The sequence below is a fragment of the Salinicola tamaricis genome (assembly GCF_003006155.1).
Taxonomy (GTDB): domain Bacteria; phylum Pseudomonadota; class Gammaproteobacteria; order Pseudomonadales; family Halomonadaceae; genus Salinicola; species Salinicola tamaricis.
The window spans coordinates 2,129,722-2,149,950 of the sequence record NZ_CP023559.1 but is presented as its reverse complement, the minus strand read 5'-3'; the positions used below and the strand labels follow the sequence as shown (position 1 = coordinate 2,149,950).

At 67.0% G+C, this 20,229-nt stretch carries 23 protein-coding genes, 3 tRNA genes and 1 pseudogene; 5 read left to right on the top strand and 22 right to left on the bottom strand.

The window, feature by feature from the left end; all coding sequences use genetic code 11:
* Positions 1–646 precede the first annotated feature (646 nt).
* Positions 647–1,441, top strand: coding sequence for an SDR family NAD(P)-dependent oxidoreductase (locus CN538_RS09890; RefSeq protein WP_106419316.1), 795 nt, complete (start codon positions 647–649; stop codon positions 1,439–1,441).
* 174 nt (positions 1,442–1,615) lie between these two features.
* Here CN538_RS09890 and CN538_RS25180 read toward each other — a convergent pair whose 3' ends face one another.
* The 6 genes from CN538_RS25180 to CN538_RS19905 all read right to left on the bottom strand — a co-directional run bounded on the left by CN538_RS25180 (position 1,616) and on the right by CN538_RS19905 (position 4,703).
* Positions 1,616–1,897 carry a hypothetical protein gene (locus CN538_RS25180; protein WP_340638087.1) on the bottom strand — a complete coding sequence of 94 codons (282 nt, stop codon included), beginning with the start codon at positions 1,895–1,897 and terminating at the stop codon, positions 1,616–1,618.
* Positions 1,785–2,879, bottom strand: a complete 1,095-nt coding sequence (locus CN538_RS09885; protein WP_340638086.1) for a beta-ketoacyl-ACP synthase — start codon at positions 2,877–2,879, stop codon at positions 1,785–1,787. The genes CN538_RS25180 and CN538_RS09885 overlap by 113 nt, the downstream gene beginning before the upstream one ends.
* 37 nt (positions 2,880–2,916) lie before the next feature.
* Positions 2,917–3,525: a winged helix-turn-helix transcriptional regulator gene (locus CN538_RS09880; RefSeq protein ID WP_106419315.1), complete on the bottom strand. Its 609-nt coding sequence runs from the start codon at positions 3,523–3,525 to the stop codon at positions 2,917–2,919.
* 54 nt (positions 3,526–3,579) lie between these two features.
* The gene (locus tag CN538_RS09875; RefSeq protein ID WP_106420615.1) at positions 3,580–4,071 is read right to left on the bottom strand and encodes a GNAT family N-acetyltransferase; all 492 of its coding nucleotides are present in this window, start codon (positions 4,069–4,071) and stop codon (positions 3,580–3,582) included.
* A gap of 61 nt (positions 4,072–4,132) precedes the next feature.
* Positions 4,133–4,471 carry a hypothetical protein gene (locus CN538_RS09870; RefSeq protein WP_106419314.1) on the bottom strand — a complete coding sequence of 113 codons (339 nt, stop codon included), beginning with the start codon at positions 4,469–4,471 and terminating at the stop codon, positions 4,133–4,135.
* The gene (locus CN538_RS19905; protein WP_129591344.1) at positions 4,422–4,703 is read right to left on the bottom strand and encodes a hypothetical protein; all 282 of its coding nucleotides are present in this window, start codon (positions 4,701–4,703) and stop codon (positions 4,422–4,424) included. Before CN538_RS19905 ends, CN538_RS09870 begins: the two co-directional genes overlap by 50 nt.
* 278 nt (positions 4,704–4,981) lie before the next feature.
* Between CN538_RS19905 and tsaA the strand changes: the two genes are divergently transcribed.
* The gene (tsaA, locus tag CN538_RS09865; RefSeq protein ID WP_242494952.1) at positions 4,982–5,800 is read left to right on the top strand and encodes a tRNA (N6-threonylcarbamoyladenosine(37)-N6)-methyltransferase TrmO; all 819 of its coding nucleotides are present in this window, start codon (positions 4,982–4,984) and stop codon (positions 5,798–5,800) included.
* Positions 5,801–6,043: 243 nt separating this feature from the next.
* A complete protein-coding gene (locus tag CN538_RS09860) occupies positions 6,044–6,610 on the top strand; it encodes a peptidylprolyl isomerase (RefSeq protein ID WP_106419312.1) in 567 nt (188 codons plus the stop codon).
* 290 nt (positions 6,611–6,900) lie between these two features.
* Here the strand turns inward: CN538_RS09860 and purC are convergent, their stop codons facing one another.
* The 4 genes and pseudogenes from purC to dapA all read right to left on the bottom strand — a co-directional run bounded on the left by purC (position 6,901) and on the right by dapA (position 10,390).
* The gene (gene purC / locus CN538_RS09855; protein ID WP_106419311.1) at positions 6,901–7,614 is read right to left on the bottom strand and encodes a phosphoribosylaminoimidazolesuccinocarboxamide synthase; all 714 of its coding nucleotides are present in this window, start codon (positions 7,612–7,614) and stop codon (positions 6,901–6,903) included.
* Positions 7,615–7,692: 78 nt separating this feature from the next.
* Positions 7,693–8,496 carry an MBL fold metallo-hydrolase gene (locus CN538_RS09850; protein ID WP_106419310.1) on the bottom strand — a complete coding sequence of 268 codons (804 nt, stop codon included), beginning with the start codon at positions 8,494–8,496 and terminating at the stop codon, positions 7,693–7,695.
* Positions 8,496–9,446, bottom strand: a complete 951-nt coding sequence (locus tag CN538_RS09845; RefSeq protein WP_106419309.1) for an outer membrane protein assembly factor BamC — start codon at positions 9,444–9,446, stop codon at positions 8,496–8,498. The genes CN538_RS09850 and CN538_RS09845 overlap by 1 nt, the downstream gene beginning before the upstream one ends.
* Positions 9,447–9,504: 58 nt before the next feature.
* Positions 9,505–10,390, bottom strand: a pseudogene (dapA, locus tag CN538_RS09840) (4-hydroxy-tetrahydrodipicolinate synthase).
* A 372-nt stretch (positions 10,391–10,762) separates the two neighbouring features.
* Between dapA and CN538_RS09835 the strand changes: the two are divergent.
* Positions 10,763–11,233, top strand: a complete 471-nt coding sequence (locus CN538_RS09835) for a peroxiredoxin (RefSeq protein WP_106419308.1) — start codon at positions 10,763–10,765, stop codon at positions 11,231–11,233.
* Positions 11,234–11,239: 6 nt separating this feature from the next.
* On the opposite strand, the gene CN538_RS09830 is transcribed toward CN538_RS09835, so the two are convergent.
* Positions 11,240–12,322 (bottom strand): AI-2E family transporter, encoded by a 1,083-nt coding sequence (locus CN538_RS09830; RefSeq protein WP_106419307.1) that lies wholly within the window; start codon positions 12,320–12,322, stop codon positions 11,240–11,242.
* Complete coding sequence (locus CN538_RS09825) at positions 12,319–12,570, bottom strand: sulfurtransferase TusA family protein (RefSeq protein ID WP_106419306.1); 252 nt, start codon at positions 12,568–12,570, stop codon at positions 12,319–12,321. The genes CN538_RS09830 and CN538_RS09825 overlap by 4 nt, the downstream gene beginning before the upstream one ends.
* 155 nt (positions 12,571–12,725) lie before the next feature.
* Between CN538_RS09825 and CN538_RS09820 the strand changes: the two genes are divergently transcribed.
* Complete coding sequence (locus CN538_RS09820) at positions 12,726–14,246, top strand: M48 family metalloprotease (protein ID WP_242495738.1); 1,521 nt, start codon at positions 12,726–12,728, stop codon at positions 14,244–14,246.
* A gap of 64 nt (positions 14,247–14,310) precedes the next feature.
* On the opposite strand, the gene CN538_RS09815 is transcribed toward CN538_RS09820, so the two are convergent.
* From CN538_RS09815 to CN538_RS22670, 10 genes are all read right to left on the bottom strand, one after another.
* The gene (locus CN538_RS09815; protein ID WP_164999565.1) at positions 14,311–15,243 is read right to left on the bottom strand and encodes a serine hydrolase domain-containing protein; all 933 of its coding nucleotides are present in this window, start codon (positions 15,241–15,243) and stop codon (positions 14,311–14,313) included.
* Positions 15,234–15,506: a hypothetical protein gene (locus CN538_RS20360; RefSeq protein ID WP_164999564.1), complete on the bottom strand. Its 273-nt coding sequence runs from the start codon at positions 15,504–15,506 to the stop codon at positions 15,234–15,236. Before CN538_RS20360 ends, CN538_RS09815 begins: the two co-directional genes overlap by 10 nt.
* Before the next feature lie 177 nt (positions 15,507–15,683).
* Positions 15,684–15,759, bottom strand: a tRNA-Lys gene (locus tag CN538_RS09810).
* Between the two features lie 60 nt (positions 15,760–15,819).
* A tRNA-Lys gene (locus CN538_RS09805) sits at positions 15,820–15,895 on the bottom strand.
* A 32-nt stretch (positions 15,896–15,927) separates the two neighbouring features.
* Positions 15,928–16,003, bottom strand: a tRNA-Lys gene (locus tag CN538_RS09800).
* A gap of 215 nt (positions 16,004–16,218) precedes the next feature.
* On the bottom strand, positions 16,219–17,082 hold the full coding sequence (rluB, locus tag CN538_RS09795) for a 23S rRNA pseudouridine(2605) synthase RluB (RefSeq protein WP_106419304.1): 864 nt from the start codon (positions 17,080–17,082) through the stop codon (positions 16,219–16,221).
* Positions 17,083–17,120: 38 nt separating this feature from the next.
* Positions 17,121–18,005 (bottom strand): SMC-Scp complex subunit ScpB, encoded by an 885-nt coding sequence (gene scpB / locus CN538_RS09790; RefSeq protein WP_106419303.1) that lies wholly within the window; start codon positions 18,003–18,005, stop codon positions 17,121–17,123.
* A gap of 12 nt (positions 18,006–18,017) precedes the next feature.
* Complete coding sequence (locus tag CN538_RS09785) at positions 18,018–18,986, bottom strand: segregation and condensation protein A (RefSeq protein ID WP_106419302.1); 969 nt, start codon at positions 18,984–18,986, stop codon at positions 18,018–18,020.
* A gap of 137 nt (positions 18,987–19,123) precedes the next feature.
* The gene (locus CN538_RS22675; RefSeq protein ID WP_242495737.1) at positions 19,124–19,630 is read right to left on the bottom strand and encodes an SPASM domain-containing protein; all 507 of its coding nucleotides are present in this window, start codon (positions 19,628–19,630) and stop codon (positions 19,124–19,126) included.
* Positions 19,630–20,220, bottom strand: coding sequence for a radical SAM protein (locus CN538_RS22670; RefSeq protein ID WP_242495736.1), 591 nt, complete (start codon positions 20,218–20,220; stop codon positions 19,630–19,632). The genes CN538_RS22675 and CN538_RS22670 overlap by 1 nt, the downstream gene beginning before the upstream one ends.
* Between the last annotated feature and the right edge of the window lie 9 nt (positions 20,221–20,229).

Genomic DNA, 20,229 nt, shown 5'->3' with positions numbered 1-20,229 from the left:
TGCGGTGTTCCTGGCGGCGGGCTGGCGTACACGCCGGGCCAGGACGAACCCGGGCGCTCAGCGCGCCCGGCATTCGCAGAGTATGCCATCGAGTATAAGCAGGCGCCTGGCGCGGGGCTTTCAGCGATGGGACGGCAAATTGCGAAAAGCGTCCTACGCTTGAAAGTCACGTGAAGCCGGTGCGACACGCTGACCCAAGGTGCGGGCAGGCGCACTGCTACTCGGCAGTCTACCTGCGCGGTGCCCTTGGAGCCCATTCCCCCCTGGCGATGGGCGCCGGGGGTAGGGCAAAGCGAGGGTCCTTTGCCAGGGATGGCAAAGGTAGCGCCCAGGGAGGGGTTCACAGCGCCCTCGCGACGCCCTGCCGCCGGATAAGCCCACGTTCGCCCAGCGGTTGTGAAAGGCACGCTTGAGGGCCACGCCAGCGCCCGGACAGGCGCAATAGCACCTCGGAGCGTCCGTGTGTTCCCCGGCTTCGATTCCCGGACTCAGAGGGTGTTTACAAATTCGTCGAGCGAAGGCAAGACAAGGCAAAATCGGTCGAAAAAGCGGAGTTTACATGGGGTAAATGAGCATTTTGAGGCCGATTTTAACGCCGTATTGCCGAGCGTAGGCATTTTGTAAACACCCTCTCAAGGAGGTTTGTATGCAGATCGATCTCAGCACCAAGCACGCCATCGTCACTGGCTCCACCGCCGGTATCGGCCTGGCCATCGCCAAGGGGCTGGCCCAGGCCGGCGCTAGTGTCACCGTGACCGGGCGTACACAGGCGCGCGTCGACCAGGCGATCGCCACCCTCACCCGCGAGGTGCCCGGCGCCAGCATCGACGGCGTAGCCGCCGATCTGGGCAGCGCCGATGGCTGCCAGACGCTGATTGCGGCGCGCCCCGAGTGCGACATCCTGATCAACAACGTCGGCATCTTCGGGCCCAAGGACTTTTTCGAGATCGAAGACGCCGAGTGGCAGCAGTTCTTCGACGTCAACGTGATGAGCGCAGTGCGCCTGTCGCGCCACTATGCCCAGGGTATGAAGCAGCGCGACTGGGGTCGCATCCAGTTCCTCTCCAGCGAGTCGGCGCTCAATATTCCCGCCGAGATGGTCCACTACGGCATGACCAAGAGCGCGGTACAGTCGATCTCGCGCGGGCTGGCCAAGGTGCTGTCAGGCACCCGGGTCACCGTCAACGCGGTGCTGCCGGGGCCGACCAAGTCGGAAGGCGTGGGCAAGATGATCGCCAAGATGGCCGCGGAGCAGGGGGTAAGCGAGGCCGAGGCGGAAGCCAACTTCGTCAAGGACAACCGCCCTTCCTCGATCATCCAGCGGGTGGCCGAGGTCGAAGAGGTCGCCAATCTGAGCGTCTATCTGGCCTCCGAGCAGGCCAGCGCCACCACTGGCGCGGCGATGCGGGTCGAAGGCGGTATCGTCGATACCATGGCCTGACGCTCGGCGCTGGCTCTAGCTTTGCAGACCTGGCTTTGCAGACCTGGCGCTCAGGCTTTGCGTCTGTGGCTTGGTGTCTTGAGCTGAGCAACTCAAACGACGCGTGCCAGCGGTATCACCGCTGGCACGCGTCTTTCGTCGAGTCCGCTGAAACGCTGGCAAGCTCCGCCCGTTTCAGCCCTCGAAGCGCTTGAAGATCACGCTCGCATTCACCCCGCCGAAGCCGAAGGCGTTGCAGATCGCGTGCTCCATCGCCATCGGGCGCGACTCGCCATGAACCACGTCCATCTCCGCGGCCAATGGGTCGGGGTCGAGATAGTTTCGGGTCACCGGCGCGACCTGATCACGCAGCGCCAGCAGGGTGAAGATCGCCTCGACGCCGCCTGCGGCGCCGAGCAGGTGGCGGTGGCGGCCTTGGTCGCGCTGATCGCCGGGCGGTGCTCGCGCCGAAGACACGCTTGACCGCGGCCAGCTCGCCACGGTCACCCACCGGAGTCGAGGTCGCATGGGCGTTGAGGTGAGCGATGTCGCTGGGGGCCAGGCCGGCCTGACGCAGCGCGATCTGCATCGCCCGGGCGGCGCCCTCGCCATCCTCCGGCCCGGCGGTCAGGTGGTAGGCATCCGAGGTGGTGCCGTAGCCGACCAGCTCGGCGATCGGCGTGGCGCCACGGGCCTGGGCGTGCTCCAGGGTCTCGATCACGATCACCCCGGCGCCCTCGCCCATGACGAAGCCGTCACGGCCCTGATCGAACGGCCGCGAGGCCGCTTCGGGGGTCTCGTTGTAGTGGCTGGAGAGCGCCTTGGCTGCGGCGAAGCCACCCAGGCTCACGCGGTCGATGCACGCTTCACTGCCGCCACACACGGCGATCTCTGCCTCACCGGCATGGATCATGCGCGCGGCGTCGCCGATCGCCTGCAGGCCGGCCGCACAGGCGGTCACCGGGGCACCCAGCGGCCCCTTGAAGCCGTGACGAATCGAGATATGGCCGCAGGCCAGGTTGGCCAGGAACGACGGAATGGTGAACGGCGACAGCCGTCGCGGGCCGCGGCTGTCGGTGGTGCGTACCGCATCGGCGATCGCCGGGAAGCCGCCGATCCCCGAGCCGATCAGGGTCGCGGTGCGAGTCTTCTCGTCTTCGCTCTGAGGGTACCAGTTGGCCTGTTTGAGCGCGTCGTCGGCGGCCACCACCGCCATCTGGATGAAACGGTCCATCTTGCGCCGCTCCTTGGGGTCGATGGCGCGGTCGAGATCGAACCCGGCGCTGTCCTCTTCGATGCTGGGCACCGGGCCGCCGACGCCGACGGCGAGACCTTCGACGGTCTCTGCGGGCAGGCGGCGCAGCCCGGAAGCACCGGAGAGCAGGCGCTGCCAGACGGTCTCCAGCTGGCAGCCCAGCGGCGAAAGAATGCCCATACCTGTCACTACGATACGTCGCATGACGTTGTCCTTACTGGTCGTTGATCGAATATCACTATTACTGCGGCCGCTGGCCGGTAATCTCGGCGGATGGGGTAACGGCGGCCTCGGTGCATGGGTCTGTCGCCGCAGCGGTGTCCACCGTGGCGGTATCCTGCATGGCAGAGCTGAACAGGGCCTCCCCCTGGGCCCGGGCCCGCTCGGCGCGCTGGCGCATCGCTGGCGTGGCGTCAGGGCCGGCGACCATCATCACATCGCGCGGTACCAGCGGGATGCCCTGGTGGTGGTCGTAGATGACCGGCACGATCGGCTCGCCGCTATCGCGATGCACCAGTTCGACCCCGCGGGCGGCGATCGGCAGGTGGTGTTCGCCCCAGGCGTAGAGCGTCAACAGCACCGGGGCCAGACCCCGCCCCTTGTCGGTCAATCGATATTCGAAGCGCGGCGGACGGCTCTGATAGCGGTGCTTTTCGAGCAGGCCATTGTCGACCATGCGCTCGAGACGCCGGGTGAGCATGTTGGAAGCAATGCCGAGACCGCGCTGGAACTGATCGAAGCGCGTCGCCCCCTGGAAGGCGTCGCGCAGGATCAGCAGCGTCCAGCTATCGCCCACGCAGGCCAGCGCGCGGGCGATGGGGCAGAGGTCGGGCTCTTCGCTCACTTTCATAATGCAAGCGACTGTACCGGATTCCCTGCGACAGGGAAAGCCATGGGCCAGGGCTCAGGGCGTGTCCGATCGACTAAAGGCCAGCCGCACCCGCGGCAGCGACTCGCCGAAGCGCTCCACGGTTTCCTCGGCGAGTCGGGTCCAGCCACGCGACTCCAGCGCCGGTGCCAGCATCAGACTGGCATCGATCAGCACGCGGCTGTGACCGGCGTCGAGCAGCGCCTCCAGTGACAGTTCGAGCAGTCGCGAGCCGACGCCCTGGCGGGTGATCGCGGGCCACACATAGAGCGTCTCGATGCGCCCGTCGTTAGCGTCGCGCTCGCAGAAGCCGACACAGTGGCCGTCGCACTCCGCGACCAGGGTCGGATAGAGGGTCTGGCGCGCCATCCACGCCTCGGCGGTGCGCGGCAGTGCCGCCGACCACGCCTCGCGCTGAGACAGGGTATAGCGGCTCGACGCCCCCTCCATGACCGCATGGTGAAAGACTTCGGCCTGATCAGCGGCATCCCGCGGCAGCGCTTCTCGAAAGCGGGTACGTTCAAGCATCGGGGTCTCTCCGGATTCGGCATGGGTGGTGAGCCGCGCCATCATCGGGCCAGCACCGGGTTTAGGCAACTTCAGCGTAGAGCGCTTCATAGCGTGGAAAACGCAGCGCAATGTCGCTGGTGGTTTCCAGCAGATGATGCGCTGTCTCATCGCTCCAACTCAAGACCACGAAGTCGGGGCTGGGTCCCATGTCGAACCAGTGCGGTACACCCGCCGGGATCAACAGCAGATCGCCACGCTCACAGCCGATGACATAGACGCGGCCATTGAGATGGAGATAGAACACCACCTGGCCGTGGAGCAGCAGGTGCCAGTTGTCACTGTCACTGCGCGACTCGCTGGAGAGACGCTCACGCTCGAGCGTGCCTGCGCTGCCGTCGTCGAGATAGCGCGGGCTCATCCCGCGCAGCTCGACCCGCCGGCAGCCACTGGTCTGGCCGACCTCGTCGATGATCGCGCGTGTAGCGCGCCAGCAGCGCCTCGCTCGGCGCACGCTCCGGCATTGCCGGCAGCGGGTGATGGCGATAGTGGATCGCACTGGCGTCGAGTTCGAGGCGCAGGCGCTCGGGCTCGTGGGTCGTCAACAGCGGCTGTTCGCCGTCAGCCTCGTGATAGACGCGTAGGAAACTCATCCAACCTCTCCCTGGTATGGCGCGACTCTGGCGCCGTCGAGATGCGCGCGGCCCGTTCCTTCGGGCCAGCTCGCGGGGGTGTGAAGCTGACAGTATGGCACCGCCTGCGCATCCGGCTAGGCCGGCGCGCGGCTACCCTGTCGTCGCCCCGCTGGTGCGGGTCACGGGCATGCCGCGCATTGCGCGCGGCCGCCTCAAACGCCACCATGACGCCTTCTCGCCCCGCCGCGGCGCTGCCGCACGGGGTGGCGCCATCATCGGCTTCGGACACGCCCGCCTTGACCACGCTAGATTCCAGACTCGACGCCCCCTCCGGGCCGCTTTCGCTGACCCCGATCGGCACTCTCGCCAGCGATTACCCCGACAAGTTCGGCATTCCGCGCCAGCCGGGGCTGGCCCCCAGCGCGCGTGCCATCCTCTATCTGGAGGCGGCATTCGACGACCCGCTGGCAGTGGAAGGGATCGATGCCTTCAGCCACCTGTGGCTGAGTTTCGTGTTCGACCGCAGCCCGACCACCTGGTCGCCACGGGTGCGCCCGCCACGCCTGGGCGGCAACCAGCGCGTGGGGGTCTTCGCCAGCCGCAGCACCCACCGCCCCAATCGCCTGGGGCTGTCGCTGGTAGAGCTGGTGAAGGTCGAACTCAGCACCCGGCCAACACCGGCCGCCGAGCCCATCGCCGGCTCGCCGCTGGCCGCCCGGCGCAGCCGGGTGAAGCTGCATCTGCGCGGCCATGACCTGTGCGACGCCACCCCGATCGTCGACATCCGGCCCTATCTGCCGTGGGCGGAAGCGCAACCACAGGCCCGGGCCGGCTTCGCTCCGGCTGCGCCCGCGCCCATGGCGGTCCGCTTCAGTGACAGCGCCCGGCGCGCCCTCGCCGCACATGCCGACGGCGCCGGGCTGAGCGCACTGATCGAGGAGGTGCTGGCCCAGGACCCGCGCCCGGCTTATCACGCCAAAGCCGGCGGCGACTCGGGGCGCGAGTACGGGGTCTGCCTGCGCGACGCCAATGTGCGCTTCCGGGCGGTGTCGGACGATACCGGCGACAGCCTGCAGGTGGTCGCTATCGAACCGCGCGCGTCCGGGGCGGTCTGAGACACCAGCGGTTTAGCACGCCTTTCACAACTGCCAGACGACGTGGGCTTATCCGGCGGCAGGGCGTCGCGAGGGCGCTGTGAACCCCTCCCTGGGCGCTACCTTTGCCATCCCTGGCAAAAGACCCTCGCTCTGCCCTGCCCCCGGCGCCCATCGTCAGAGGATTTGGAAATGAGCTCTTAGGCTGGCCTAGTGACGCCACCCCCGCTAGGGTGCTCATATCAAAGACCGGAGCGTTACTACATGTTGAAATCGATCCTGGCGGTCGGGCTCGTCGCCCTGCCGCTGCTCTCGACCTCGGCGCTGGCCGATGCCGATCATCCCCACGTGCGCCTGGAGACCAGCCAGGGCAATATCGAGCTCGAACTCGACGCCAAGGCGGCGCCGCGCACGGTGGCCAACTTTCTGCGCTATGTCGACGAGGGGCACTACCAGGGCACGGTGTTCCACCGGGTCATTCCCGACTTCATGATCCAGGGCGGCGGCCTGGATGCGGATCTCGAACCCAAGCCGACCCATGACCCGATCCCGCTGGAGAAGAGCGGTCTGAAAAACACCCGTGGCACCATCGCCATGGCGCGCACCGCCAACCCGGACTCCGCCACCAGCCAGTTCTTCATCAATCTGGTCGACAACGATGCGCTGAACTATCGCGATCTCTACAACCCCGGCTACACCGTGTTCGGACACGTGGTCTCGGGCATGAATGTCGTCGACAAGATCGCCGAGACGCCCACCGGCCGCCGCGGACCGCACGCCGACGTGCCGACCCAGCCGATCACCATCGTCGGCGCCGAGCGGATCGACTGACGCGCGGCTCTCACACCGCATCCGCGCGAACCTTCCGAACCAGCGGACGACGTGGGCTTATCCAGCGGCAGGGCGTCGCGAGGGCGCTATGAACCCATCCCTGGGCGCTACCTTTGCCATCCCTGGCAAAGGACCCTCGCTTTGCCCTGCCCCCGGCGCCCATCGTTAGCGGGTTTGACAATGAGTGCTCATAACGACGAGAGCCCCGGCACTTGGGTGCCGGGGCTCTGTTCATTCGGGCCACTTGGGCTATCGCGCCGCAAGGCTATCCTGGCGGCGGGCAGCCGCGCTCAGTCGAAGCTCATGCCCAGACGCCGGCCGACCTCTTCGTAGGCCTCGATCACCCCGCCCAGTCCCTGACGGAAGCGATCCTTGTCCATCTTCTCGCGGGTCTCGGCGTCCCACAGGCGGCAGCCGTCGGGGGAGAACTCGTCACCGAGCACGATCTCGCCATCGAACACGCCGAACTCGAGCTTGTAGTCGACCAGCAGCATGCCGCCATCGAGGAACAGCTGCTTGAGCACCTCGTTGACGCGGAAGGTGAGCGACTTCATGGTCGCGAGCTGATCGGGGGTCGCCCAGCCGAAGGTCTCGGCCAGCGACTCGTTGATCATCGGGTCGCCCTTCTCGTCGTTCTTGAGGAACAGCTCGAACGTCGGCGGCTCCAGAGCGATACCTTCTTCGACCCCGAGACGCCGCACCAGGCCGCCCGCGGCCAGATTGCGCACCACGCACTCCACCGGGATCATCTCGAGCTTCTTGACCACGCACTCGGTATCGGAGAGCAGTTGATCGAAATGGGTGGGAATGCCCGCTTCGGCCAACTTGCTCATGATGAAGGCGTTGAAGCGGTTGTTGACCATGCCCTTGCGTTCCAGCGCTTCCTTCTTCTTGCCGTCGAAGGCGCTGGTGTCGTCGCGGAAGTGCAGCACCAGCCGCTGGGGGTCATCGCTCAGATAGACCGACTTGGCCTTGCCGGCATAGAGAAGATCGCGTTTTTGCATGGAGCTGTCTCCGCGTCGCCGCCGTCGGGCGGCTGTCTTGAGGTTGGGTGTCGCGCAACGCTGCAGAAGCCGGCCTGTTCAGGCCACCCGCTGCCAGTCGGTGCCGTGGTCCTGGGTCGAGATCATCAGCCGCGACTCGTCGCCGTCGAGCAGCGGCGTCAGCGTTTCCAGGACGCGTTCGGGGTGGTTATTTTGCGCCGAGAGGTGCGAGCACACAATCCGCGCCAGCCGATCCAGGCCCAGCCGCTGCAGCAGGGTCGCCGCCTGGGCGTTGGCCAGATGCCCCCAGCGGCCGGCGACGCGACGCTTGAGGTGAGGCGGATAAGGCCCCTCGGCAAGCATGCGCGGGTCGTGGTTGCACTCGAGGAAGAGCGCGTCGCAGTGGCGAAACGCCTCGACCACGTGCGCCGTGGGATGGCCAAGGTCGGTCAGCAGCCCCAGGCTACGCGCCTGGGCGCGGATCCGAAACTGGACCGGCTCGCGGGCATCGTGGGGCACGGTCACCGGATCGATCTCCAGCCCGCCGATGGCGAAGCGCGACTGGGGCGTGAGCAGATCGAGCTCGGGCACCTCGCCGAGCTTGCCCGCGAGCCAGCTACCGGCGCTCAGGTGCACCGGCAGGCGATAGCGCCGCGCCAAGGCGCCGACGCCGGTGATGTGGTCGCTGTGCTCATGGGTCACCAGCAGCGCCGAGAGCTGTCGCGGATGCACGCCGAGCCGCGCCATGCGCCGCTCGGCCTCGCGCATGCCGAAACCGCAGTCGACTAGGATCAGCGTTTCGCCGTCGCTGACCAGGGTCGCGTTGCCCTTGCTGCCACTGCCCAGCGAGGCGAAGTAGAGCCCGGGCGCGGCACCCGGCGCCAGCGGCGACCCCTGCGCCATCAGCGCAGGGTCGCGGCGATGGCGTCGAGCAGGTCGCGCGCGTCGACCGGCGGCACCGGCTTGCCTTTGGGATCGGTCACGGTCACCGAGGTAAGCGCGGCCTGGACACGAGCTGCAGGACGATACGAGCGGTAATCGTCACCGCCGCCACCGAACCAGTCGAACCAGCCGCCGCCCTGATCCGCGGGGCGGTAGTCGACGAAGAACTCGCCGGCGCTGCGGTTCTGGTCGACCAGCTTGAGCCGCTGCTGGTCGAAACCGTTCTGGAGCTGGTAGTAGAGCTCGGACCAAGCGCGATTGGCATCCAGGGCGAGATTGAGCTGCCAGGTACCCTCACGGTTGATCAGCTTGACCCGCTCGCTCTGGTCGAGCGGCTGGGCCGCCAGAGAGACGCCGCTGTCGCTGGCACCGCTGGCTTCGAGATAGGCCTTGATCCCGCTCAGGCACTGACCGGCATCGCCGATGTCGCAGCGCACCTCACTGGTGCCGCTGCGCAGCCCCTGACGCAGGCTGATCGCGCCCTGCTCGGTCTGAATACGCCCCTTGGCGGGATCGATACCGGTGGCGCGTACGCCGTGGTCGACGGCGAAGCCCTGCAGCCGCGGCCACACACTGGCCGGCGCGGCGTTGACCAGCAGCCAGCGCTCGTTGCCCGCCTGGCGCGCCTCGACGAACGGTTGCCCCTCGCTCGGCCCCGCCGCCAGCGGCTGCGGCCGCGGCGCGTCGGTATCCGAAGAGGCCATGAAGTCGCTGTCCGCCTGGGGCACCGGCATCGAGTCCTGATAGCGGATCGGGTTGCTCGACGATGGCAGCTGCAGCGGTTCGCTCATCTTGGCATCGCGATACTCGTCGTCGCGATTGTAGTAGTAACCATCCTGGAACAGACCACAGCCCGACAGCGTCAGCGTCGCGCACAGCACCAGGGGCATCCCTTTGAGGATGGGCTTCATGCATCCACCTTTGTTCGAAGCAAGTCTATTCGGCATCCGGCCTGCGACTGGGGCCGGCTCACGCGGTCTCGATTCCGGCCAGCTGCAGCGCCTCGCCGACGCTGCCATGGTAGCGCTCGGAGAGCCAGGTCAGCGGCAGACGAATGCCCTTGTCGGCGTAGCCCATGCGGTTGAGCGCCCACTTCACCGGAATCGGATTGGACTCGATCCCCAGTGCGGTATGCAGCGGCGCCAGGCGCGCGTTGATCTGGTGGGCACGCTCGTGGTTGCCGCCAGCGGCGGCCACGCACAGCTCGTGCATCGCCTTGGGCGCGACGTTGGCGGTCACCGAAATATCACCGTGGCCACCCATCAGCATGAAGTCGCAGGCGGTGGGGTCGTCACCGGAGTAGAGCGCGAAGTCGCTGCCCTTGAGACGGTCGATCAGCTCCTCGGCGCGCTCCAGATTGCCGGTGGCATCCTTGAGTCCGACGATGCGCTCCAGCTCGGCGAGACGGAAAACGGTCTCGTTGTAGATATCCGAGCAGGTGCGCCCCGGCACGTTGTAGAGAATGATCGGCAGCTCGCTGGCCTCGGCGACCGCCTTGAAGTGCTGGTACAAGCCTTCCTGGGTCGGCTTGTTGTAGTAGGGTGCCACGGACAGGCAGCAGTCGGCCCCGACCTCGCTGGCGTAGCGCGCCAGCTCCACCGCCTCGGCGGTGTTGTTGGCCCCGGTCCCGGCGATCACCGGGATGCGCCCGCCGACCTCTTCCACCACGGTGCGGATCACGTCGAAGTGTTCGGCGAACGACATGGTGGTCGGCTCACCGGTGGTGCCGGCGGCGACGATGGGCGTCGGTGCCCTGGTCGAGATGGAAGTTCACCAGGCGGCGCAGCGCCTCCCAGTCGATCTCGCCACCGGGCTTCATCGGTGTCGCCAAGGCGACGATGCTGCCTGTGATCATGTTGCGGTTCTCTCCCTTATGACCTGACGGGCGCGTGGGCCTGGCACAGGATTCCAAGACGTGGACCAAAAACAAGACATGGGCCAAAAACAAGACACGGGCCAAAGAATGGAGGCCATCGCCAGGCCCGATAGGCCGCTCCGGACGCCCGCGGCACTGCCCGCGCTACGCTTTTCGCAAACACCGAATGGTACTCAGGCTGCTGCGACCTGTACAGCCGCAGCGCCGCCCCTGCTACCCCCGGCGGCGCCCACGCCACCGAGCATTGACCGCCGAGATCGGCTATCGTTCGATGCCAGTGGCACGCTGACTCGCATCAACCGCCGAAGCGTGCCCCTGTTTCCCCGTCTTCACGGCTCATGGGAGGCCAGCATGACACTCAGCATCGGACAACCGGTCGAGGACTTCTCCGCCGAGGCCACCAGCGACACCACCTTCCGCCTCAGCGACTACCGCGGCCAGCAGGTGGTGATCTACTTCTATCCCAAGGACAGCACCCCCGGCTGTACCACCGAAGGGGGCGACTTCCGCGACAATATCGACGCCTTCCGCGCCGCCAATACCGTAGTGGTCGGGGTCTCCCGCGACGGCCTCAAGGCACACGAGAACTTCAAGGCCAAGCAGGGCTTTCCGTTCGAGCTGATCTCGGATCGCGACGAGGCAGTGTGCCGTCAGTTCGACGTGATCAAGCTCAAAAAGATGTACGGCAAAGAGCACCTGGGCGTGGAGCGCAGCACCTTCCTGATCGACACCGAGGGCAAGCTCGCCCGCGAGTGGCGCGGGGTCAAGGTACCGGGCCACGTCGACGAAGTGCTCGCCGCGGCCCAGGAACTCAACGGCTGAACACCCTCACTGCGACCCGATCTCGGCCTGGCTGGCGATACCGCGCGGCCAGGCCTGGACCAGCGCCTTGATCAGGGTCGCCAGGGGGATGGCAAAGAAGATGCCCCAGAAGCCCCACAGCCCGCCGAAGAAGAGCACCGCCAGGATGATCGAGACCGGGTGCAGGTCGACCGCTTCCGAGAACAGGATCGGCACCAGCACGTTACCATCCAGCGCCTGCAGAATGGCGTAGGCCAGCAGTACGTAGAAGAACTGCTCGCCCATGCCGAAGTGAAAGCCCGCCACCGCGGCGACCGGCAGCGTGGCCACCGCGGCGCCGATATAGGGCACCAGCACCGATAGCCCCACCATCAGCCCGAGCAGCGCCGCGTAGGGCAGCCCGAAAGCCCAGAAGGTGATGAAGGCGACGCTGCCGACGATGATGATCTCGATGGTCTTGCCACGCACGTAATTGGCGATCTGGTCGTCCATCTCCTGCCATACCCGGGTCATCAGGGTCCGCTGGCGCGGCAGCAGCGAAAGCAGGAAGGCGACCAGACGTTCGCGATCCTTGAGCATGAAGAAGACCAGGATCGGCACCAGCACCAGATAGATGATCAGCGCCATCAGGCTGCCCAGCGAGGCGAGCGAGAGGGTCAGCGCGCGCTGGCCCAGGGTAGACGCCTGGCGCCCGGCGGAGGCGATCCAGCCCTGGATCTGATCCGGGGTCACCACCGTGGGGTAGCGCGCCTGCAGCTCGTCGAGCCAGAGCTGGCTGCTGGCGAACATGCGCGGCGCCTCCTGCACCAGCTCTACCAACTGATTCCACACCAGCGGCAGCACGATCAGCGCCAGCGCCAGCAGCGCGCCGAGGAACAGCAGGAACACCAGCCCCACCGCCAGCAGCCGTGGCAGACCGCGGCGTTCGAGCCAGCCAACCACGCCCTGCAGCAGAAAGGCCAGCACCAGCGCGGTGAAAAAGGGCGCCAGCGCCTGCCCCATCCAGATCACCACGGCGAAGCCGCCGACCAGCAGCGCCAGCAGGACGATCGCCTGTTCGTCGGAGAGGTAACGCTCGAACCACTGCCGCAGTACGCCTTTCAAACTCATGCCTCGCTATCCTTACCCGCCTTGCGCAGCCAGTAGCGGTAGCTGCCCGCCGCGGCCGTGCGCTCGATCAGGGTGTGCCGGCTGTGCGCGGCGAAACTCTCGAAATCCCGCCACGAGCCGGCGTCGGTGGCTACCACTTCGAGCAGCTCCCCCGGCTGCATGCCGGCGAGCGCCTGTTTGGCCTTGAGCAGCGGTAACGGACAGCTCAGACCCGAGGCGTCGAGCCGATGATCGGGGGCGTGAGACATGACACTTCCTGCATCGGTTGAGTGGGCAGCGGGGCGACAGTTGCATACCCTGGGGTTTGCAGGCAACGTCTGCCACAGGCTGCGGTCGAAGGCATCATAGCGCAGAACCGACAGCGACTGCCGTCGCTTTCGTCGGCGTCCAGACGAGAAGGTCGATGAACAAGAGATTGCATGCGCGCGCGTCGCGCGGAGTGCTGCTGGGCACGCTGGCCGTCGCTGCGCTCGGGCTCGGCGGGGCGCCCGCCATGGCACAGCAGACTGGCATGGAGAGCCCTCAGCGGGCTGGTATAGAGAGCCCTCAGCCGTCCGGCGGAGGGAGCTATCAACTGCCCGATATGGGCAGCACCAGCGCCACCGTCACCACCAGCGACGAGCACCGCCTCGGGCGCGCCTGGCTACGCCAGTTCCGCGCCCAGACCGACCCCTGGCAGGACCCCATCGCCCAGACCTACGTCCGGTCGATTCTCGCCCGGCTGGTGCCCTACAGCGGCGTCGACGACCAACTGGTGGTGACGCTGATCGACAGCCGTTTGCTCAACGCCTTCGCCGTGCCCGGCGGCATCGTCGGGGTCAACGCCGGCCTGTTCGCCTCGGCCCCGGACGAGGACGAATTCGCCTCGGTGCTGGCCCACGAGCTGGGCCACCTGGCCCAGCGCCACTACGCCCGCCGCATGGCACGTATCGAGCAGACCCAGCTGCCGACCATGGCCGCCATGCTAGCCGGGATGATCATCGCCGCCGGTGGCGGCGGCGGCGCCGGGCTGGCGACCATGGTCGGCTCCACCGCCGCCTTCGCCCAGGACCAGCTGGCCTACTCGCGCCGCTTCGAGCAGGAGGCCGACCGCGTGGGACTCAACGCCATGGCCAAGGCGGGCTTCGACCCGCAGGCGATGCCGAAGATGTTCCGCTCGCTGCAGAAGCTGGCCACGCTGCAGGGCGGCAACCCACCGGAGTTCCTGCTCACCCACCCGGTCACCGAATCGCGTATCAGCGACACCCAGGCGCGCGCCGATCAGCTACCTTCGCCGCCCACCCACGACGACACGGCCTACGCCATGATACGCGCCCGCGCGCTGCTGCTCAATCAGGACACGCCCTCCCAGGCGCTGACCGAGCTCGAACAGGATCACCCGCCCGAAGCTGCGGTGCGCTACCTACAGGCACTGCTCGCGGCCCGGCAAGCCCACTACAGCGAAGCGCTGGCGACACTCGATGCACTGGCCAAGACCCACCCGGATCTGTCGATGATCCCCGCTACCGCGGCGCAGATCGCCTTCGACGCCGACGACCGCCCCGGCGCCCTGGAACGGGCACGGCGCATCCTGCGGCTCTCCCCTGGCTACTTCCCGGCGCAGTGGGTCGAGGCCGAGGCGCTTTTGCAGATGCAGCCGGGCCAAGCCTTCGATGTGCTGCGTGGGATGAGCGAGCAGTACCCGGAAGACCCCAACGTGTTCGGCCTGCTGGCCGAAGCCGCCGGTCGCAGCGGGCGTGAGGTATGGGGCCAGCTGGCGCGGGCCGAGCAGCTACAGCTAGAGGGGCAGATCGACACCGCGATCCGCCAGCTCGACTCGGCCAGCAAAAGCGCCAAGCGCAGCGGCGACTACGCCATGGCCAGCCGGATCGCGCAGCGGCGCCAGGATTTTCTCGACTATCGAGAGGCGATGCAGAACTTCTGAGCGACGCACACGCTGGCGACATCGACGCCCGCCGTTGCTGGACGTCCAAACGCAGGTCGTGATCTCAATCGTTCGCCAACGCCGCAGCGATCGCATCGAATAGCGACATCGGCTCGATCACCATCCGGCCCATTGGCTTGGGCGCCGCGGCGTGCTGCACGATCACCAGCTCGCGCCGCGGATTGACGTAGTAGAGATACTGGCCATGGATGCCGCGCGCGGCGAAGGCGCGATCGCGGCGCGAGGGTTCGGTCCAGCCGCTCCACCACATGTAGCCGTAGTCGATCGATTCGCCGCCGGCGAGCACGCTCGGCTGCGTGGCCTCGGCGATCCAACCTGCGGGCAGCAGAGACGCCTCCGCCACGCAGCCGCCTTCGAGCAGGAACTGGCCGAAGCGGGCGTAATCGCGCAGGGTCGCGGCGATGCCACTGCCGCCGATCTCGACGCCCTGCGGCGACGCCAGCCACCAGCTGGCGTCCGCCTCCATGCCATAGGGCTGCCACAGTTTCTGGGTCAGGTAGTCGGCCAGCGGGCGACCCACGGCGCGGCTGACCATCTCCGCCAGGATCTGGGTCTCGCCGGTGCTGTAGTTGTGCCGCGTACCCGCAGGTGCCACCCGCGGCAGCGTCGCCATCAGCGCCATCGCCGCACCCGGGCGCTGTTCGAGCTGGGCCGCCAGCAGCGCCCGCCGGTCGGAGCCCGGGTCAGTATAGGTCTCGTTCCAGCCCACCCCGGAGGCCATTAGCAGCAGCTCGCGCAGGGTCACCTCGGTATAGGCGCTATCGGCCAGCGCCGGCACGTAGTCGCCCACCCGCGCAGCCAGCCCCTCGGCGATGGCACCGTCGTGGATCGCCATGCCGGCGAGCGTGGAGGTCACCGACTTGGCCACCGACATCGACATCCAGCGGGTATCAGGGCCATTGCCGCGCTGATAGGTCTCATGGCGGATCTCCCCGCGGTGCAGCACCAGCAGGCCAGTGACGCTGTTCAGCGCCAAGTAGTCGTAGAGATCATAGTGCTCGCCCCCTGCGCCACGCTGATCTCCCCCAGTGACCGCGGCGAGCGTGGCAACTCTCGCACCGCTGCGCCGGCGGCGATGGTGCGCGACGGAAACAGCCGCTGGATATTGCGATAGGTCGATACCGCCAGATCCGGCGTCAGGCGCCCCGAATAGGCATCGGTGACGCTACCGATCGGCTCCTCGGCGTGGCGGTAGCAGGCGGCATGGGAAGCGGTGTGGTCGAGTGACCCTGGGGGCATGGCGATTCTCCTCGGCGAATCCCCCATCTCTATCACAGTTACATGCCACGTGGCGCCGCGCACTCACCTGCCGTCTCGACAGACGCGACAACGCAAGACACAGCAGGCCATGGGCAGTAGGAAACGGGCAACTGGAAACGGAACGACGTGCAAGGGAGAGCGAAAACAAAGAAGCAATGGTGGGTCGTGTAGGATTCGAACCTACGACCAATTGGTTAAAAGCCAACTGCTCTACCAACTGAGCTAACGACCCATTGCAGACGATCGACGAGGGTGTCGAATCGATTGCCGAGAACGGCGAGGGAGAGATCGATGGTGGGTCGTGTAGGATTCGAACCTACGACCAATTGGTTAAAAGCCAACTGCTCTACCAACTGAGCTAACGACCCAAAACTTGCAAACTGCATCGACCCGTCGGCGGTGGTGGGTCGTGTAGGATTCGAACCTACGACCAATTGGTTAAAAGCCAACTGCTCTACCAACTGAGCTAACGACCCTTACCGACTGGGCGCACATATTACTGGTAAGCCTCGGAGCAGGCAAGCGTTTTTTCCCACTTCCCCGCGCCGGCTGCGTACCACGGGTCTGACGCCAAGCACCCGCCAAGAACCCATCAAGCACAGGCCGAGAACTCACCATGAGCCGGCGAAGGCCCCAAGCCGAACCCGCGTCGCGGAGACGCGGGCCCGGCTATGATCGAGCCGCTGCGAGATCAGGCGTCGCGTCGCGGCCGCCGCGGCTTCTTCATCGCCGTGACCGGGCGCCGCTTGTTCTTGTCGCGGCTCCAGCGATTCTTCTCGTCCGGGGTCAGCTCCGGCACCTTGCGCGGCTCCAGCCCGGCCATGGTGGAGAGTTCGTCGATCTCGTCCTGGGAAAGTTCGAGCCACTCGCCGGCCTTGGCGCGCTTGTCGAGGAAGATATTGCCGTAGCGCACGCGCTTGAGCCGGCTCACGGTCAGCCCCTGGGACTCCCACAGCCGGCGCACCTCACGGTTGCGACCTTCGAGGATCACCACGTGGAACCAGGTGTTGATACCTTCACCGCCGAACTCCTGGACATCGGTGAAGCGCGCCGGGCCATCCTCGAGCATCACGCCCTCGACCATATTGACCACGTGCTCGCGCTGCACTTCGCCCATGACGCGCACGGCGTATTCGCGCTCGATCTGGTGCGACGGGTGCATCAGCCGGTTGGCCAACTCACCGTCGGTGGTGAACAGCAAAAGCCCGCTGGTGTTGATGTCGAGACGCCCGATCGCGATCCAGCGCTCGCCTTTCAGGCGCGGCAGCCGCTCGAACACGGTGCGTCGCCCTTCCGGGTCCTTGCGCGTGCACAGCTCGCCTTCCGGCTTGTTGTACATGATCACCCGGCGCGGCACCTCGTCGTTGGCGCGCAGGTTGACCGGACGGTCGTCGAGGGTGATCCGGTCGCGCATGCCGACCCGGTCACCCAGGGTGGCGACACTGCCGTTGACCTTGACGCGCCCGGCGCCGATCGCGGTCTCCATCTCACGGCGCGAGCCGTAGCCGGCCCGGGCCAGAACTTTCTGCAGTTTTTCGGTATTGGTGTCTGTCATGGGTCTATCGATGCCTCATCGGCTGCGGGAAGCCAGGCTCAGGGATCCTGTTCGTCCGAGGCTTCCGGGGTGTCCGCGCCCGTGGCGTCGGCGGTGGAGTCGGGCTCCACCGCCTGGCGCTCGCGGGCGCGTTCGGCCAGACGTGCGTCGAGCTCGGCAAAACTCAACGACTGGCCGGGGGACGCCGTCTCGGCGTGCTCGCCTGCGTCGGGCACTGCCGACGCTGCCGAAAATACTGCCTGTTCGTCGCCGCTTGGCGTCTCGCTCTCCGCCGCAGGGCTCTCGCTTTCCGACGCCGGGCTCTCGGTCTCTGCCGCAGGCGCCTGGTCGGCGGCCACGGTGTCCTCCGTCGGCGGCGTGTGCAGCGCGGTCTCGAAGTGCTTTAGCTCGTGCATCGGCGGTAGCGCATCGAGACTCTTCAGCCCCAGGGCGTCGAGAAACGCCCGGGTGGTGGCATACACCGCCGGGCGCCCGGGGACGTCGCGCTGCCCAACGGCGCGTATCCAGCCGCGCTCAACCAGGGTGCGCATGATCGAGCTCGACACCGCCACGCCGCGCACCTCTTCGATGTCGCCGCGGGTCACCGGTTGACGATAGGCGATCAGCGCCAGCGTCTCCAGCAGTGCCCGCGAGTAGCGCTGCGGGCGCTCGTCCCACAGCCGCGAGACCCACGGCGAGTAGCGCTGGCGAATGCGCACCTGATAGCCGGAGGCGGACTCCATCAGCTCCAATGCACCGCCCGCGAGCAGCCGCTCGGAGAGCTTGTTGAGCGACTCCCGGATCGCCGCCCGCGAAGGCGGCTTGCCCTCGTCGAACACCGCCTCGATCCGCTCCAGCGACAGCGGCTCGCCCGCGGCCAACAGCACGGCCTCGAGAATCTCGTCGAGCGCCGGCGTCAGGTAGGGATCGGTCAGACGGTTCATGGTATCGCTTCGCTATCGCTGCTGTCGGCCGGATGACGCGCCGCTGTCGCTCACGCCATCGGTCTCGAAGACCGGCTCGTCCGCCGCGGCGCCCGCCATGTCGTCGGCGTCGAAGGCGGCCTCGGCGCCCGCCTCCAGCGCCAGCCGTGCACGCACGTGGATCGGCGAGAGCGGCGCATTCTGCACGATTTCGATCATCGACTCACGCGCTAATTCGAGAATCGCCATGAAGGTGACGATCACCCCGGCACGCCCTTCGCGGGGAGTGAACAGCGCCTCGAACGGGGTGAATTGATCGGCGCTGAGCCGCTGCATGATCGCCTGCATGCGATCGCGGGTCGACAGCGCCTCGCGGCTGATACGGTGCGACTGGCGCAGGTCGGCACGCTTGAGCATCTGCCCCAGCGCGCCGAGCAGCTCGCCCAGCTCGACGTCCGGATGCACCACCCGCGGCGTGAGCGTGGGCAGCGCCGCCTGGGCCGGATGCCAGTCGCGGCCCTGGCGCGGCAGCGCGTCGAGCTCCTCGGCGGCGAGCTTGAGCTGCTCGTACTCCTGCAGCCGGCGGATCAGCTCGGCGCGGGGATCCTCCTCCTCGTCGTCTTCCGCCGCCTTGGGCGGGCGCGGCAGCAGGCTGCGCGATTTGATCTCGGCGAGCATCGCCGCCATCACCAGATATTCGCCGGCGAGATCGATCTCCATCGCCTGCATCAACTCGACGTACTCGACGTACTGATGGGTGATCGCGGCGACGTTGATCGCCAGGATATCCAGGTTATGGCGCCGAATCAGATAGAGCAGCAAGTCCAGCGGCCCCTCGAAGGTCTCGAGAAAGACCTTGAGCGCCTCCGGGGGAATATAGAGATCCTCAGGCAGTTGGGTCAGCGTCTCGCCATTGACCCGTACCACGAAGTCCAGCGGCAACTGCTCGGGTGACGCCGCCTCGGCGGCATCGGGCTCCTGCTCGGAATCGATCACGCGCATGCCGCCTCCCCGCCGGGTGCTGGATGAAATCGCTCAACGCCAATCCGGCAGTCTAACAAGGGATGGCGAACGGCGGGATAGCGGGCTGCGGAATAGAACGTCTAGGGGTGAGACGTCTCAGGACCGAGAGAAGCCAGTCAGCGCCCCTCGCGAGCGAATCGCCGATAGCGGAACTCGGCGTCGCGGCTGGCGTCGACGATCGCCAGCGTCTGGACCTCGCCGTGATAGGGCGAACGCTCGCACACCGGGTCCATCTGGCTGGCGTCACCGGTGAGCGCGAGCGCCTGACAGCGACAGCCGCCCCAGTCGATCTCGCGCCGCTCGCAGCTCTGGCAGGTATCCGGCATCCACGCCGTGCCGCGATAGGCGTTGAACGCCGGGCTGTCGTACCAGATCTCGCCGAGGCCGTGTTCGCGCACGTTCCAGAACGCGAGCCCAGGAATCGTCTCCGCCGCGTGGCACGGCAGCACACGCCCAGCCGGGGTGACATTGAGCGATTGCCGCCCCCAGCCGTTCATGCATGGCTTGGGCAGGCGCGCATAGTAGTCAGGCACCACGGCATCGATCACCAGCTTGCCCGCGAGCCGCTCCCGCGCGGCTTCGACCAGCGCGAGCGCCTCCATCACCTGCTCGCGCGGCGGCATCAGCGCGGCGCGGTTCTCCAGCGCCCAGCCGTAGTACTGGGCGTGGGCGATCTCCAGGCGCCCGCGCCCAGGTCGAGCGCGAGTTCCACCAGTTCGGGCAACTGGTGCAGGTTGTGGCGGTGGATCACGCTATTGAGGGTCAGCGGCAGGCCAGCGTCGGTGACCTCGGCAGCGAAGGCGCGCTTCTTCTCGAACGCGCCGGGCAGATTGGCGATGCGATCGTTGACCTCGGCGCTGGCGCCCTGGATCGATAGCTGCACATGGTCGAGCCCGGCCTCGGCCAGAGCGTCGAGCCGCGCCCGCGAGAGATTGACCCCGGCGGTGATCAGATTGGTGTAGAGCCCGTGTTCGACGCAGCTCGCCACCAGCGCTTCGAGATCCGGCCGTGCCGCCGGCTCGCCGCCGGAGAGATGCACCTGCAGCACACCCAGCTCGGCGGCTTCGGCGAAGACACGCTGCCAGGTCGCCGTGTCGAGTTCGTCGCGCTTGCGCGTCAGTTCGAGCGGGTTGGAGCAGTAGGGGCACTGCAGCGGGCAACGGTGGGTGAGCTCCGCCAGCATGCCGAGCGGCGGCGGGGCGGGCCGGGTCATCGAGATGGC

Bases quoted from the DNA above. Each gene is read 5' to 3' on its own strand.
- CN538_RS09890 (WP_106419316.1), top strand. From the start codon at position 647: ATGCAGATCGATCTCAGCACCAAGCACGCCATCGTCACTGGCTCCACC.
- CN538_RS09885 (WP_340638086.1), bottom strand. From the start codon at position 2,879: ATGCGACGTATCGTAGTGACAGGTATGGGCATTCTTTCGCCGCTGGGC.
- CN538_RS09880 (WP_106419315.1), bottom strand. From the start codon at position 3,525: ATGAAAGTGAGCGAAGAGCCCGACCTCTGCCCCATCGCCCGCGCGCTG.
- CN538_RS09875 (WP_106420615.1), bottom strand. From the start codon at position 4,071: ATGCTTGAACGTACCCGCTTTCGAGAAGCGCTGCCGCGGGATGCCGCT.
- CN538_RS09870 (WP_106419314.1), bottom strand. From the start codon at position 4,471: ATGAGCCCGCGCTATCTCGACGACGGCAGCGCAGGCACGCTCGAGCGT.
- CN538_RS19905 (WP_129591344.1), bottom strand. From the start codon at position 4,703: ATGAGTTTCCTACGCGTCTATCACGAGGCTGACGGCGAACAGCCGCTG.
- CN538_RS09860 (WP_106419312.1), top strand. From the start codon at position 6,044: ATGTTGAAATCGATCCTGGCGGTCGGGCTCGTCGCCCTGCCGCTGCTC.
- purC (WP_106419311.1), bottom strand. From the start codon at position 7,614: ATGCAAAAACGCGATCTTCTCTATGCCGGCAAGGCCAAGTCGGTCTAT.
- CN538_RS09850 (WP_106419310.1), bottom strand. From the start codon at position 8,496: ATGGCGCAGGGGTCGCCGCTGGCGCCGGGTGCCGCGCCCGGGCTCTAC.
- CN538_RS09845 (WP_106419309.1), bottom strand. From the start codon at position 9,446: ATGAAGCCCATCCTCAAAGGGATGCCCCTGGTGCTGTGCGCGACGCTG.
- CN538_RS09835 (WP_106419308.1), top strand. From the start codon at position 10,763: ATGACACTCAGCATCGGACAACCGGTCGAGGACTTCTCCGCCGAGGCC.
- CN538_RS09830 (WP_106419307.1), bottom strand. From the start codon at position 12,322: ATGAGTTTGAAAGGCGTACTGCGGCAGTGGTTCGAGCGTTACCTCTCC.
- CN538_RS09825 (WP_106419306.1), bottom strand. From the start codon at position 12,570: ATGTCTCACGCCCCCGATCATCGGCTCGACGCCTCGGGTCTGAGCTGT.
- CN538_RS09820 (WP_242495738.1), top strand. From the start codon at position 12,726: ATGAACAAGAGATTGCATGCGCGCGCGTCGCGCGGAGTGCTGCTGGGC.
- CN538_RS20360 (WP_164999564.1), bottom strand. From the start codon at position 15,506: ATGCCCCCAGGGTCACTCGACCACACCGCTTCCCATGCCGCCTGCTAC.
- rluB (WP_106419304.1), bottom strand. From the start codon at position 17,082: ATGACAGACACCAATACCGAAAAACTGCAGAAAGTTCTGGCCCGGGCC.
- scpB (WP_106419303.1), bottom strand. From the start codon at position 18,005: ATGAACCGTCTGACCGATCCCTACCTGACGCCGGCGCTCGACGAGATT.
- CN538_RS09785 (WP_106419302.1), bottom strand. From the start codon at position 18,986: ATGCGCGTGATCGATTCCGAGCAGGAGCCCGATGCCGCCGAGGCGGCG.
- CN538_RS22675 (WP_242495737.1), bottom strand. From the start codon at position 19,630: ATGCCGCCGCGCGAGCAGGTGATGGAGGCGCTCGCGCTGGTCGAAGCC.
- CN538_RS22670 (WP_242495736.1), bottom strand. From the start codon at position 20,220: ATGACCCGGCCCGCCCCGCCGCCGCTCGGCATGCTGGCGGAGCTCACC.